Origin of the sequence: Staphylococcus sp. Mo2-1, from assembly GCF_046721385.1 — a bacterium.
Lineage (GTDB): Bacteria > Bacillota > Bacilli > Staphylococcales > Staphylococcaceae > Staphylococcus > Staphylococcus equorum_A.
Genome location: NZ_JBEUUK010000001.1, coordinates 202,815 through 217,683 on the forward strand (window position 1 = coordinate 202,815; position 14,869 = coordinate 217,683).

At 33.2% G+C, this 14,869-nt stretch carries 6 protein-coding genes and 7 pseudogenes; 12 read left to right on the top strand and 1 reads right to left on the bottom strand.

What is annotated here, in order from left to right:
- Nucleotides 1–92: 92 nt before the first annotated feature.
- Nucleotides 93–491: a glycerol-3-phosphate cytidylyltransferase gene (gene tagD / locus ABLV95_RS01000; RefSeq protein ID WP_021339380.1), complete on the top strand. Its 399-nt coding sequence runs from the start codon at nucleotides 93–95 to the stop codon at nucleotides 489–491.
- Nucleotides 492–721: 230 nt separating this feature from the next.
- On the opposite strand, the pseudogene pbp4 reads toward tagD, so the two are convergent.
- Nucleotides 722–2,015, bottom strand: a pseudogene (pbp4, locus tag ABLV95_RS01005) (penicillin-binding protein PBP4).
- 240 nt (nucleotides 2,016–2,255) lie between these two features.
- Here pbp4 and ABLV95_RS01010 point away from each other — a divergent pair.
- From ABLV95_RS01010 to ABLV95_RS01060, 11 genes and pseudogenes are all read left to right on the top strand, one after another.
- Nucleotides 2,256–3,974, top strand: coding sequence for an ABC transporter ATP-binding protein (locus tag ABLV95_RS01010; RefSeq protein ID WP_021339382.1), 1,719 nt, complete (start codon nucleotides 2,256–2,258; stop codon nucleotides 3,972–3,974).
- A gap of 389 nt (nucleotides 3,975–4,363) precedes the next feature.
- The gene (locus tag ABLV95_RS01015) at nucleotides 4,364–5,593 is read left to right on the top strand and encodes a NupC/NupG family nucleoside CNT transporter (RefSeq protein WP_021339383.1); all 1,230 of its coding nucleotides are present in this window, start codon (nucleotides 4,364–4,366) and stop codon (nucleotides 5,591–5,593) included.
- A 568-nt stretch (nucleotides 5,594–6,161) separates the two neighbouring features.
- Entirely contained in the window at nucleotides 6,162–6,998 is an 837-nt protein-coding gene (locus ABLV95_RS01020; RefSeq protein WP_021339384.1) for a YitT family protein, read from the top strand.
- 459 nt (nucleotides 6,999–7,457) lie between these two features.
- Nucleotides 7,458–8,262, top strand: a pseudogene (locus tag ABLV95_RS01025) (ABC transporter ATP-binding protein).
- Nucleotides 8,263–8,271: 9 nt separating this feature from the next.
- A pseudogene (locus ABLV95_RS01030) lies at nucleotides 8,272–9,275 on the top strand (FecCD family ABC transporter permease).
- Nucleotides 9,272–10,289, top strand: a pseudogene (locus tag ABLV95_RS01035) (FecCD family ABC transporter permease). Before ABLV95_RS01030 ends, ABLV95_RS01035 begins: the two co-directional pseudogenes overlap by 4 nt.
- Before the next feature lie 164 nt (nucleotides 10,290–10,453).
- Nucleotides 10,454–11,421 (top strand): annotated as a pseudogene (dhaK, locus tag ABLV95_RS01040) (dihydroxyacetone kinase subunit DhaK).
- A 33-nt stretch (nucleotides 11,422–11,454) separates the two neighbouring features.
- A complete protein-coding gene (dhaL, locus tag ABLV95_RS01045) occupies nucleotides 11,455–12,030 on the top strand; it encodes a dihydroxyacetone kinase subunit DhaL (protein WP_069832650.1) in 576 nt (191 codons plus the stop codon).
- Nucleotides 12,031–12,032: 2 nt separating this feature from the next.
- Nucleotides 12,033–12,396, top strand: a pseudogene (gene dhaM / locus ABLV95_RS01050) (dihydroxyacetone kinase phosphoryl donor subunit DhaM).
- Nucleotides 12,397–12,569: 173 nt separating this feature from the next.
- On the top strand, nucleotides 12,570–13,070 hold the full coding sequence (locus ABLV95_RS01055) for a hypothetical protein (protein WP_002508377.1): 501 nt from the start codon (nucleotides 12,570–12,572) through the stop codon (nucleotides 13,068–13,070).
- A gap of 469 nt (nucleotides 13,071–13,539) precedes the next feature.
- Nucleotides 13,540–14,608, top strand: a pseudogene (locus tag ABLV95_RS01060) (hypothetical protein).
- The last annotated feature ends 261 nt before the right edge of the window (nucleotides 14,609–14,869 follow it).

A 14,869-nucleotide genomic window follows, 5' to 3' on the forward strand; every position in this document is an offset into this window, starting at 1 on the left:
AAAATGACAGAATTCGTAAACTTTTGAGCAATATGCTATAATTTTTAAAAATGTAAATTTTAAATTAATATTCTGTAAAGGGAGATATACTTATGAAACGTGTGATTACTTATGGTACGTATGATTTATTACATTACGGACATATAGAATTATTGAGAAGAGCGAGAGAAATGGGCGATTACTTAGTTGTAGCATTATCAACGGATGAGTTCAATCGTGTGAAAAATAAAAAATCATATTACAATTACGAACAACGTAAAATGATGTTAGAATCAATTCGTTACGTTGATTTAGTCATTCCTGAAGGCGGTTGGGGTCAAAAAGAAATCGATGTTGACCGTTATGAAATAGATACATTCGTTATGGGCCACGATTGGGAAGGTGAATTTGATTTCTTGAAAGAGAAATGTGAAGTCATTTACTTAAATCGTACAGAAGGTATCTCAACAACTAAAATTAAAAAAGAGCTTTATGGTGACGCAGAAAAATAAAGTGAGTTTGATATAGATTTTTTGTCGAAGGCATCACTTTTTAAAACTGAATATTAAAGTTAACTAACCCAAGTCATCTCGTTTTTGTGTTTACACAAAATTGAGATGACTTGGGTTTTTATATTGAAAAAACCACTTCCATATAAATTCATTTTAAATCGAATTTAATGAAAGTGGTTTTAAGTTAAATGTATTGAATAGGAGCAGTGCTATTCAACGAGCAAGACTAATTATTTACGTTTTGATTTTTTTCTGAATTTATCTAAAATGAGATAAACAATAATTGCAAGTGCAGTAATGATTAAGACCGTACCCAAGCAATGTTAGTATTGGATGGTCACCCCATGATGATTGGACAACTGTAGTTGTTTTATGAACGAGTGGTTTTTTCACACTTACTGTTGGTGGACCATATTTATCAGAAATAAATTCTCGATCATAATCAACATGTATTTTGCCATCTTCCACCACGAGTTTGTAATCATTTTTATCAAACTCTTTTGGTAACACATCATAAAGGTCTTTTTCTACATAATACGTATCGCCATTAATTTCTTGTTCACCTTTAGATAATATCTTTTCACGTTTATATTGATCAAAAGACATATTCATTAAGGCGTTCCCAATCTTATTACGTTCTTTCTCTCCACCGAGCGACTTATAATCGCCGGCTCCCATGATAGCTTGATTAATTCTAAAACCATCACGTTCGGTTGTAATGGTGTGGTTGTAATCTGCGATGTCGCTTGAACCAGTTTTCAAACCGTCAGTACCTTCTAAACTCATATCAGCACCTTCAAGTGAATGGTTGAAGGTGTAATAAGTAACGCCGTGTTGTGTAGGTGCAAGTTGTTTTGTAAAGTGTAGGATTTTTGGTGTGTCTTGAACTGCACGTTGTGATAAAATAGCAAAATCTTTCGCTGTTGATGTAGAACTCTGTTGATCTTTATATTTCTCTGGCGTAAAATCCTTTAACAGAGTGTTTTCTGCGCCTGTTGGGTTAACGAAATGAGTGTTTTTCATGCCTAGAGATTTTGCTTTTTCATTCATTGCGTCTGTAAAATCTGAAACATTACCAGAAACTTCTTTTGCTAAAATAAGTGCAGCGACATTACTAGAGTTTGAGACTGTTATTTGAAGTAATTCTTTGATAGTGTATGTCTCACCTGGATATAGTTTCGTGTTACTAATTTTTGGTAAAGTGGACATTCGATAATGATCTTCTGTAATTTCTACAGTATCATCTAAAGATAACTTTCCTTTATTGACTGCATCAAGTGTGAGGTACATTGTCATCAGCTTGGTCATTGAAGCAGGGTACCAATCTTTATCCATCTGATACTGATAAAGAATTTGACCTGTTTGTGCAACATTAACTGCACCTTCTGGTTGGTAGTCTTCGGAAACACTTTGACCATATTGGTTTGCCGCTTGAGTAGGTGTTACTGTTTCTGCATCGGCAAAAGGTGTTATAATTGTACCAACGAAGAGTACAGTTATGATTGTCAGAATTAACTTTCTCATAATTACATTCCCTCTTAATATATTCAGTTTTAGTGCAATAGAAATATCTTAGCACATTTAGGTCAATAATAAAATGTTATAACAATGGTTTTTAGCCTTGTTGTGCTATAGATAAATGATTGTATGAAACCTTGTTGTGTGGAGTTGTATGCGTAACATCTGTATTACTATTATGGTGAACTGCTCATTTTCATTAAATAGTAACTGAATTTCAAAATAATTTTAGAAGAGGTAATAAACATGAAGCAAGAGAATCCATTGTTCTACTTATTTAAAAAATTATCTTGGCCAGTGGGGCTGATTGTGATTGCTGTAACAATTTCTTCATTAGGTAGTATCACAGGACTAGCCGTACCTTTTTTCACTGGTAAACTTGTTGATGAATTTTCTTTTGAAGATATTAACTGGATGTTCATTGCCGCATTTATAGCTATATTTATCATAAATGCGTTACTGAGTGGTTTAGGCTTATATTTATTAAGTAAGATTGGTGAAAAGATTATTTATGCCATTCGCTCAGTCCTATGGCGACATATTATTCATTTGAAAATGCCATTCTTTGATCAAAACGAAAGCGGTCAATTAATGAGTCGTTTAACAGATGATACAAAAGTAATAAATGAATTTATCTCGCGTAAATTGCCCAATTTATTACCTTCCTTATTAACAATTATAGGTTCGTTAATTATGCTTTTTATAATGGATTGGAAAATGACATTATTAACTTTTATCACAATCCCATTATTTATTCTTATCATGATACCTTTAGGTAAGATTATGCAAAATATATCTAAAAAAACGCAATCAGAAATTGCTAACTTTAGTGGTTTGCTTGGCCGCGTATTAACAGAAATGCGCTTAGTTAAAATATCAAGTACTGAAAAGCTTGAATTGGATAATGCGCATAAAAATTTGAAAGAAATTTATTTTTTAGGTTTAAAACAAGCAAAAATTACAGCTATCATACAACCTATAACTGGAATGATCATGTTACTTACGATAGCTATTATTTTAGGTTTTGGTGCGATTAGAATTTCTACTGGTGCGATTACGGCTGGAACATTAATTGCAATGATTTTCTACGTTATTCAACTTTCTGCGCCACTCGTTAATTTATCTACTTTAGTGACGGATTATAAAAGAGCAGTAGGTGCTAGTAGCCGTATTTATGAAATTATGGAAGAACCTACCGAACCACTGGAGTCAAATCAAGGAAGCGAAATCATTGATGGTAGCCTAACATTTGCAAATGTTGATTTTAAATATGGCGTTAAACCGATACTTTCAAATGTCTCTTTTGATATACCACCAAGCAAAGTAACAGCATTCGTTGGGCCATCGGGGTCAGGTAAAAGTACAATCTTTAATATTATAGAACGTATGTATGAAATTGAAGAGGGTCACATTACATATGGTGGTAAATCTATTTACGATATCTCGCTAGGAGATTGGCGTGAGAAAATTGGTTACGTGATGCAATCTAACGCATTAATGAATGGTACGATTAAAGATAATATTTTGTACGGTATCAACCGTGAAGTGACAGAGGATGAGCTAATCCATTATGCACAGTTAGCCAATTGTCATGAGTTTATCGAACAATTTGATGATGGCTACGATACGATAGTGGGCGAACGTGGTTTGAAATTATCTGGTGGACAACGTCAACGTATAGATATTGCACGAAGCTTTGTTAAAAATCCAGATATTTTATTACTAGATGAAGCTACTGCCAATTTAGATAGTGAAAGTGAACGTAAAATTCAGGATGCATTAGAAGAACTAATGGAAAATCGTACGACAGTTGTTATTGCACATAGACTTTCTACTATTAAAAAAGCAGAACAAATTATCTTTATTGATGGTGGTGAAGTTACAGGTAAAGGAAGCCATCAAGAATTAATGGAAAATCACGAAAAATATCAACAATTTGTACGCACGCAAAATTTATCAAAATAGTAAAAAGCGAAAAACACGTTTGAAAACCACATTGATGTATTCGCTTTCATAAGAAAACTCGGACATTTCCCGTTTGAAATTATGTTTCTCACTGTGATAATCGAACTATAAAATTGTTATTTTATATAAAGTCCATACATGCTATAATTATTGTGCATTATTAAGAAACGATGACTTGAAAAGTATATAACTAAATTTATAAATAACTGAATTAACTAAACAGGGATAAGTAATATAAAAGTAAACACATTAAAGATTGTTATAAATGTGCCATTATCTGCTTTGACAATCATTTAATGTGTTTGCTTTAGTTATTCCGATACATAGCAACAAGTTACTTTTAGAAGTTCATTGTTATCATCGATTTAAAAAGGAATGGTGGGTGTATTATGTTTTTAGTGATTAACATAATTGGATTATTTGTTTTCTTAGGGCTTGCTGTATTATTTTCTAGAAACAAAAAAAATATCCAATGGAAATCGATTGGGATATTAGTCGTTTTAAATTTATTCTTAGCTTGGTTCTTTATGTCTTTTACTTGGGGAAAAACAGCTGTACAAGGTTTAGCAAATGGAATTTCTTGGGTAATTGATTCTGCCCATGCGGGGACTGGCTTCGCTTTTGCGAGTTGGGTAGAACCTGGCGCGATGGATATGGCAGTAAGTGCGTTATTTCCTATATTATTAGTTGTTCCATTATTTGATATTTTGATGTATTTCAATATATTACCAAAATTAATTGGTGCAATTGGCTGGGTATTAGCTAAAATTACGCGCCAACCTAAATTCGAATCATTCTTTGGGATAGAAATGATGTTTTTAGGTAATACTGAAGCACTTGCAGTATCAAATGAACAATTGAAACGAATGAAAGAAACGCGTGTACTAACAGTCGCAATGATGTCGATGAGTTCGGTATCTGGTGCGATTGTAGGTGCATATGTGTCTATGGTGCCGGGAGATTTAGTATTGACGGCAATTCCATTAAATATCATTAATGCGATTATTGTGTCTTCAATTTTAAATCCTGTATCTGTAGAGGAAAAAGAAGATATTATTTACAGTATTCGCAATGATGAAATAGAGCGTCAACCATTCTTCTCATTCTTAGGAGATTCAGTTTTAAATGCTGGTAAATTAATTTTAATTATTGTTGCATTCGTTATCAGTTTTGTAGCACTTTCTGATTTGATTGATCGCTTTATCAACTTGCTAACAGGTATTATAGGTGGTTGGGCAGGTCTTAAAGGAAGCTTTGGCTTAGATCAAATATTAGGTGCATTCATGTATCCATTCGCATTACTGCTTGGTTTACCGTGGGATGAAGCATGGATTGTAGCACAACAAATGGCGAAGAAAATTGTAACGAATGAGTTTGTAGTAATGGGGCAAATTAAAGATGTAATAGATTCTTATTCTCCTCATAGACGAGCTGTTATTACGACATTCTTGATATCATTCGCGAACTTCTCAACAATCGGTATGATCATAGGTACTTTAAAAGGTATTGTTGATAAAAAAACATCAGACTTCGTATCTCAATACGTGCCAATGTTATTACTTGCGGGTATTTTAGTGTCATTAATGACTGCGGGGTTTGTAGGATTGTTTGCTTGGTAAGAAGTTGTAGATAAAATATAGTTTCAGAATGCCAACAAAGTCGGAGACTTTGTTGGCATTTTTTTATGCACGCTTTTACAACGAGTGGTTTACCAATGTTCTAAAATTATAGACAATAAAACTTTGTGGGTAGTTTTTACGTTTTTGAAAATACTTCATAGTTAAACATTTCACATAAAAATAAAGCCAAGTAAATGAAGTGAGGAGACACATTCATCATTACTTGGCTTTTACGGGAAATGAATTAATTATATATTAATAGTAAGGACTAGGTACCATTAATATACTCGAGCAAAAATTGTTTTGTTTGTTACTATAAACAACACAAAGGAGATGGCTTCTTATTGGCTATCAATAAGAAGATAGATTTTATTATAGCAAAGGAATGCGCTAAAGTAAACCGAAAATTCAGAATTTTTAAAAATTGAAAAACTTAATTTTATAATTCACTTTATAATTGCTTTTTGAATATAATTTTCATGTGTTTTTATGTCTGGTGGATGTTGTGGTATTGGTCATTTTTTGCTAACATTCAATTGATTGAAGCAAATACAAGGGGGTCGTGTAGGTGAATAAAACAGTACGTGATTTAATATTAGTCCTATTTGGATCATTTGCATTCTCGGCAGGGGTAAATACATTTATTATATCTGCTGATTTAGGTGAAGGAGGAGTGACTGGTTTAGCAATCGTACTATACTATGCCTTTCATATTTCTCCTGGTATTACCAATTTTGTATTTAATGCTGTGCTTATTGCAATTGGTTATAAATTTTTAAGTAAAAGAAGTATGTATTTAACGATTGTGGCTACAATATTAATATCGATATTTTTAGAATTAACAGCAAGTTGGCAAATTGAAACTGGAAATATATTAGTTAATGCGGTATTTGGTGGTCTATGCGTTGGTTTGGGTATCGGTGTTATTGTACTTGCTGGTGGTACAACAGCTGGAACAACGATTTTAGCAAGAATTGCTAATAAATATTTGGATATAAGTACACCATATGCATTGCTATTCTTTGATTTAATTGTAGTAGCAATTTCACTAACAGTAATTCCAATTTCTAGCGCGCTAGTAACAGTTATTTCATTGTATATTGGTACTAAAGTAATGGAATATGTAATAGAAGGTCTAAATACGAAGAAAGCAATGACAATTATTTCAAGCAATCCTGACGAAATAGCAAAAGTCATTGATGAACAAGTTGGGCGTGGACTGACTATTTTAAATGGTAGAGGTTATTTCACTAAACAAGATAAAGATATACTTTATGTTGTAATTACTAAAACACAAGTTACCAAGGCGAAGCGTTTGATAAGAAATATAGATGAGGAAGCCTTTTTAGTTATTCATGATGTGCGTGATGTTTATGGTAATGGTTTCTTGATTGATGAACATTAACTTATTTTAAAATATAAGTGCTTGAAATATAAATAAAGATTTTTATACTGCCATGAAGTCTCCTGACCTCATGGCAGTTTTTTTAAGTACGCCTTTTGCTGTCACAACTTAAACCTGTAATTTATGGGTTTTGTTAGATTATCTAGATAGCTGTCTGGTGGATATTGAAGTTATTATATTAATGGTGAAACAACTAGTTATTTTTAACGTAATTTAACATTATATAAGATTATAAAAGGGATATTGTCTCTTTTTAATGTATATTAAATTAATCAAAAAGAGCGTTGAAAAGGATGAGATTTAATAGTCATAATATATAAAAAATGATATAATGTCATCTGTGATAATGATTATCATTTATTAAATTGAACTAATGATATATACGATGAATTGAGACAAATTAAATGTAAAAAAAATATATAGTGCATTATGCTTATTTATATAGGAAGAAGGGAATTTATGAGTCGCTTAGAAGGAGAACAAGTTACTATTGGTTATGGGGAGAACGTAATTGTTGAAAACTTAGATATCCATATACCTGACGGTAAAATCACATCAATTATAGGGCCGAATGGTTGTGGCAAATCCACATTATTGAAAGCGTTATCGAGATTATTACCTATTAAAAGTGGCGTAATCAAATTAGATGGTGAGAACTTACACGCACAAGCAACCAAAGATATTGCTAAAAAAATTGCGATTTTACCACAATCTCCTGAAGTTGCGGATGGCCTTACAGTGGGAGAATTAGTATCCTATGGACGTTTCCCTCATCAAAAAGGATTTGGACGTCTTTCGAGCAGAAGATAAAAAAGAAATCGATTGGGCGTTGTCAGTTACAGGCACATATGAATTTAGGCTACGTCCTATTAATGATTTAAGCGGAGGTCAACGTCAAAGAGTATGGATAGCTATGGCATTGGCGCAACGTACAGATATTATCTTTTTAGACGAACCAACGACATTTTTAGATATTTCACATCAATTAGAAATTTTAGAGTTAATCACGCAATTAAATAAAGAACAAGGTTGTACTATTGTTATGGTTTTACATGATATTAACCAAGCTGTGCGATTTTCAGACCATTTAATCACTATGAAAAATGGAAATATTGTTGCTAATGGTGAGACTGAAGAGGTATTAACTAAAGAAATTTTAGAAAAAGTATTCAATATAGATGTTGAAATTAGCACAGATCCAAGAACAGGGAAACCTATGCTAGTGACGTACGATTTATGTAGAAAAAGTTATTCGGAAGTTTAGAGGCTAATTATGACCACAAAGAAAAAGGGCAAGTTGAATTTTACAACTACATTTATAATAGTGTTTATATTATTAGTAGTTGCTTTAATTGTGTCGATTCTATATGGGGATGCAAAAATCCATATATCTACTATATTCGAGGCAGTGTTCAATTATAATCCTAAAAACCAACAACATAATATTATAAGTGAAATACGTATTCCAAGGGATCTCGGAGCAATCTTAGTAGGGGTTGCCTTAGCAACTTCAGGCGCTGTAATTCAAGGGGTTACTAAAAATGGTCTAGCGGATCCAAGTTTAATTGGACTAAATGCTGGTGCTTCATTTATGCTCGGCACTGACCTTCGCATTTTATCCGTCAGCACCATTCATCATATTGATGTTAGCAGGCTTTATTGGTGCGCTCATAGGTGGCTTTTTCGTCTTAATGATAGGAAGATCAAGAAGCGATGGTTTTAACCCGATGCGAATTATATTGGCCGGAGCAGCAGTTAGTGCGTTACTAACAGCCTTAAGTCAAGGCGTAGCGCTATTATTTAGATTGAACCAAAGTTTAACATTTTGGAGTGCCTGGCGGTGTATCTGGAACAACTTGGAATCAGTTGATGTGGGCAGCACCTTTTATTTTGGTGGCGCTTATCATTATGGTGAGTATGAGTAAACAATTAACGATTTTAAATTTAGGTGAAACATTGGCTAAAGGCTTAGGGCAAAATGTGGCGTTTACACGTGCTATCACTTTAATTTTATCTATGGTAATGGCTGGTGTAGCTGTTGCTATGGTAGGACAAATTGCATTTGTTGGCTTGATGGTACCACATATTGTGAGATATATAGTCGGTACAGACTACGCCCGCGTTATTCCACTCACAGCATTAGTTGGTGGTTTGTTGATGCTTGTAGCTGATACGGTTGCCCGTATGTTAGGTGAAGCGCCAGTTGGAGCCATTATTTCCTTTATAGGTGTACCTTACTTCTTGTATTTAGTTAAAAGAGGAGGTCGCTTCTCATGATAGATCCGAAACTGAGATATAAACAATGGTTAACAATGGTGATTCTGATTATACTTGTGCTTCTCGCTTGTGCGTGGAGTATGACTTCAGGTGAGTATAAGATGTCGGTAGGTACGTTCTTTAAGACCTTATTTGGTCAAGGCGCATATACCGATACATTGATATTAATGGAATTTAGAATGCCACGGATGATTATTACGATTTTAGCTGGAGCGGCATTAGCTATGAGTGGCGCGATTATCCAGAGTGTTACCAAGAATCCGTTAGCTGAGCCAGGTATATTAGGCATTAACGCAGGTAGTGGTTTTGCTATAGCGCTGTTTATGGTTATAGGGAATGTAGATGCTCGGAAACTTTGTCTATGTTCTACCAATCATAAGCATGATTGGTGGCATCTTAACAGCACTTATTATCTTCTCGTTTAGTTATAATAAAGGTGAAGGTATTACCCCTTCAAGCATGGTACTTGTAGGGGTAGGCATGGCTACTGCATTAAGTGGTGGTTCAATGACTTTGATGTCCACATTTGATGAAGATCAATCAGAGTTTATTGCATCTTGGCTCGCGGGTAATATTTGGGGTGATGAATGGGCATTTGTAATTGCGTTTTTACCATGGGTTCTCATATTAATTCCATTTTTATTATTTAAGTCTAATGTTTTAAATTTATTAAATACACATCAACACATAGCTCAAGGTGTAGGCGTAAAAATTGGAAGAGAACGTATTGTATTATTACTCGTTGCAGTTATATTATCTTCTACTGCTGTTTCAGTAGCGGGTTCAATTGGCTTTATTGGCTTGTTAGGACCACATATCGCTAAATCGATTGTTGGTCCAAGACACCAACTCTTTCTACCTATTTCAATATTAATAGGTGCATTTTTACTCGTGTTAGCAGATACGGTGGGGCAAGTGATATTACAACCTTCAGGTATCCCAGCTGGTATCGTCGTCGCAATCATTGGTGCACCTTATTTCTTATATTTAATGTATAAATCAAAATCAATATAAATATTAAAAAAAGGAGTTTGGACAAAAGTACATGTCCAAGCTTCTTTTTTTAATATTTTTGGTAATAATTACAAAAGAAATCATTATCAATTTTCATATGTTAGCGTTTGCATTCATGTGTAGGGTATACTATAAATGAACATTCAAATTAGGAGGTCATCTCTATGAAAAAACTAATTAAAGATAAAACACAATTTTTAACAGATATGTTGGACGGACTTTCGATAACGAATAATGAAATTGAAGTCATTGCAGATACTGTTGTTGTAAGAAAAGAGAAGAAAAAGCAAGGTGTTGCTCTAGTTTCTGGTGGTGGAAGTGGTCACGAACCTGCACATGCTGGTTATGTAGCAGAAGGGATGCTCGACGCCGCTGTCTGTGGTGAAGTATTCACATCACCAACACCTGATAAAATTCTAAGTGCGATTAAAGCAGTTGATAATGGAGATGGTGTATTACTTGTAGTAAAAAACTATGCTTGGTGATGTTATGAATTTTGAAATGGCACAAGAAATGGCAGAGATGGAAGACATACAAGTAGCAACAGTTATTGTTAAGGATGATATTGCAGTAAGCGATGATGATAAAAGAAGAGGCGTTGTCTGGTACAGTATTAGCACATAAATATGCTGGATATTTAGCAGACCAGGGTGAGTCATTAACTAACATTAAAGAAAAAGTAGACCAATTTTTACCAAGTGTAAAAACATTAGGTATGGCTTTAACTGCGCCAATGGTACCGACAACTGGACAATATGGATTTGATATTGAAAGTGATGAAATGGAAATCGGTGTAGGCATCCATGGAGAAAAAGGATTATCTAGAGAAAAAGTGGAAGCTGTAGATCAAATTGTCGAGCGATTAATTAAAGCTTTAATGGAAGAAGTAAGCTCAGAAAAACTTATCGTTATGGTGAATGGTATGGGTGCAACACCATTATCTGAACTTAATATAGCGACAAAATATGTAGCAGAAAATTTCCAAGAAAAGCATATTGATGTTGTACATTGGTTTGTGGGAGATTATATGACTGCATTAGATATGCAAGGCTTATCTTTAACATTAGTCCCATATACAGAAGAAGTGTTAACAGCTTTAACTGAGTCTACAGCAAGTCCTTACTTTAATTAATAAGTCATAGATACGATAAGGAGTGGAACATAAATGAATGTAAGTGAATTAAAGGAAAGATTACTTAATTTAGTAGAAGTGTTTGAAGAAAAAGAAGCGCTATTAACAGAATTAGATCGAGCTATAGGCGATGGTGACCATGGAGTGAACATGGTTAGAGGATTTAAAGCATTACCAGAGAAAATAGATGATAGTTCCATGCAAAATTTATTGAAGTCTACAGGTATGACATTGATGTCTAATATCGGTGGTGCTTCAGGCCCACTGTATGGTTTTAGTTTTGTGAAAATGTCTCAAGTTGTTGGCGATGAGTTAGATGCTACAAACTTAAAAGAAGTATTGAATTCATTTTCTGAAGCAATTAAGCAAAGAGGTAAAGTTGAATTAAATGAGAAAACAATGTATGACGTCATAGAACGCGCAAACGAAGCGGTACAACAAGGAGAAACTTTAAATGCAGATGTGCTACAAACATACGCAGACGAAACAAAAGATATCGTTGCTACAAAAGGCAGAGCATCGTATTTTAAAGAAGAATCAAAAGGTCACATTGACCCTGGTGCACAGAGTAGTGTTTATATATTAAACGCATTGATTGGAGATGAATAATTATGACGAAAATTGTAATTGTGAGTCATAGTGAAGATATTGCAAACGGTACAAAAGCATTATTGGAACAAATGGCAGGAGATGTTCCAATATTAATACAGGGTGGCGTTGAAGGTAAAATTGGAACATCTTACGATCATATACAAGAAATGATTAATGATTTAGACGATGATGCACTTTGTTTCTATGATATTGGTTCTGCAGAAATGAACTTAGATTTAGCTATTGAAATGTATGAAGGTAAGTATCAAGTAGAAAAAGTCGATGCACCGATTGTTGAAGGTAGTTTTACAGTCTGCTGTTAAATTATCAGTAGGCGGTTCTATCGAAGAAATTGTTGATGATTTGAAACGCAATTTCGGATAAATAATTTACTTATTGATGTTGATAGACTATTGGTAAAGGTTAGGTAATTAATATATTATAAGGACTTCAATTAATATGGCAAAAAGTTTCATTTTTATATGAATATATAAATAGTCTGTGGTAGAATAGAACCTAACTGTTATAGAAATCTGGATACCTAGGAGGACATTGCCATGAAAGATTTAATACAAAAGCATGTCTTAAACGGCGAATTCGAGTCAGTAAAACGTTTAATGTCCCAGACAGATTTTATGGAATTTGAAGAGGCGTACATTTCAAGTGCACATGAAGTAGAAAGTGTCATGTTTTACACATGTATTTTAGATATGATGAAAGTAGAAGAAACTGCAGAAATGCATGATTTAGCTTTTCTATTATTAGTTTATCCATTAAGTGAATTACAAGGTGCATTGGACTCAGCTTATTATCATGCAGAATCATCCATAAAACTTACGGACAGTAAAGAAGTAAAAAGTCTGTTACAAATGTTATTGTTACATGCAGTTCCTGAACCAGTCATTTCTGATAAAAAAGCATTTGATGTGTCTCGACAAATACTAAAATTAGATCCGTCTAATAGTGTTGCGCGTAATGTGCTTAAAGAAACGGCTAAACGTATGGATAATGTCGTTGTAGACTTTAATGAACTAAATCGCTATAAAAATGCACATTAATTAACATGCTTAGCAATAAAAACATATTCAACCGAAAATCTCTTTTTTAAATTGAGGTTTTCGGTTTTTAATTTTATTTTTTCTAAAAAGCATTATTAGGTTGCATATACATAATAAAATTTCACTAAAATTATAGAAATACAGTGACAATTTAAATATTGTGATATATGGTTAACTTGAAAGCAATAAAAAATTTAAAAAATTTATAGTTTTTAAGTAGAGATAACAAGTGCATAATAAATGTATAAAATTACAGAGAATAAAAGCCTCAACCTGTTGTGAGCTTGATAATACAGAGTTTTTATTTATATTTAAAAATAAAAATGAATTTTTAAATGTATGTAAATTCACTAGATGATTAGTGTAAAAATTAATTAATAGTGTGAATTTGAAATTTGTCGTGTTGCAAAATAATGACAGTGCGTTATAATAACTCAATGTGTTAACTTAAGAGGAGGTTATAAATCACATGGGCTTGAATAAAGAAGCTATAAAAATTGGTTTCGCTTATGTTGGTATCGTAGTAGGTGCTTGGCTTTTCAACGGGACAAGAAGTAATGCAATTCTTTACTCCTTATGGGCTTTGGTCGTATCTAGGAGTTATTATATCAGGATTGATATTAGGATTTGCAGGTCGACAAGTTGCTAAGATTGGTACTGCATTCGATGCGCAAAATCATGAATCCACTTTAGATTATTTATTCGGTGGTGTATTTAGTAAGATAATTGACTATTTACTTATCTTCTTCTTATTTGGTATCTCAGTCACGATGATTGCGGGTGCAGGATCAACGTTTGAAGAAAGTTTTGGCATACCAACGTGGTTAGGTGCATTAATTATGGTGATTGTTATCTACATTACATTATTAATGGACTTTAACAAAATCGTACGTGCGTTAGGTATGGTAACGCCATTCTTAATTATTTTAGTTGTTATCATTGCAGTATTTTACTTATTTAATGGAAATATTTCCTTTGCAGAAGTGAACCAAACAGTTCCAGAGGCGAGTATTTGGAAAGGTATCTTTTACGGTATTATTTATGGTGGGTTAGCATTCGCAGTTGGTTTTAGTACAATTGTTGCGATTGGTGGAGACGCGTCCAAACGTAAAATATCTGGTGCGGGTGCATTATTTGGTGGTGTTGTATATACAATATTACTAGCGCTAATTAACTTTGCATTACAATCAGAGTATACGACAATTAAAGATGCTTCTATTCCAACACTAACGTTAGCAAATGAAATTCATCCTTGGATTGGTTTAGTATTATCTATTATTATGTTAGCAGTTATGTACAATACAATTCTTGGTTTAATGTATTCGTTTGCTGCAAGATTTACAGAACCATATAGTAAAAATTATCATGTGTTTATAGTTGCAATGGTGCTCGTAGCTTATGCATTAAGTTTCGTAGGTTTCGCAGACTTAATTAACTTCTTATATCCAATCATGGGTGTAATTGGCTTAGTTGTAGTTATTGCAGTACTTATTAAATACTATTCAAGAAAAAATCAAAATAAAGATCACATAGCGTAACCGTGATGAAATAAAGTATAAATAAAATTAGGACATAAATCCTAGATTTAATAAATGGCTGTTAGAATCCTATTGGATATCTAGCGACCATTTATTGTTTTGAAATATGATATGAACCTATATAGAGATGAATTTATAATTATAAACGTTAGTTGCTCAATTTGATTTTTAAAATAAAGAAGAAGGCAGTTTAGTCTATTATAATCGTTCAAATAAATACTACTACGTAATTATTAATTATGATACAATGCATGCGAAAGG

Coding starts and splice junctions, on each gene's coding strand:
- ABLV95_RS01015 (WP_021339383.1), top strand. CDS start 4,364: ATGTTTTTAGTGATTAACATAATTGGATTATTTGTTTTCTTAGGGCTT.
- dhaL (WP_069832650.1), top strand. CDS start 11,455: ATGAATGTAAGTGAATTAAAGGAAAGATTACTTAATTTAGTAGAAGTG.
- ABLV95_RS01055 (WP_002508377.1), top strand. CDS start 12,570: ATGAAAGATTTAATACAAAAGCATGTCTTAAACGGCGAATTCGAGTCA.
- ABLV95_RS01010 (WP_021339382.1), top strand. CDS start 2,256: ATGAAGCAAGAGAATCCATTGTTCTACTTATTTAAAAAATTATCTTGG.
- tagD (WP_021339380.1), top strand. CDS start 93: ATGAAACGTGTGATTACTTATGGTACGTATGATTTATTACATTACGGA.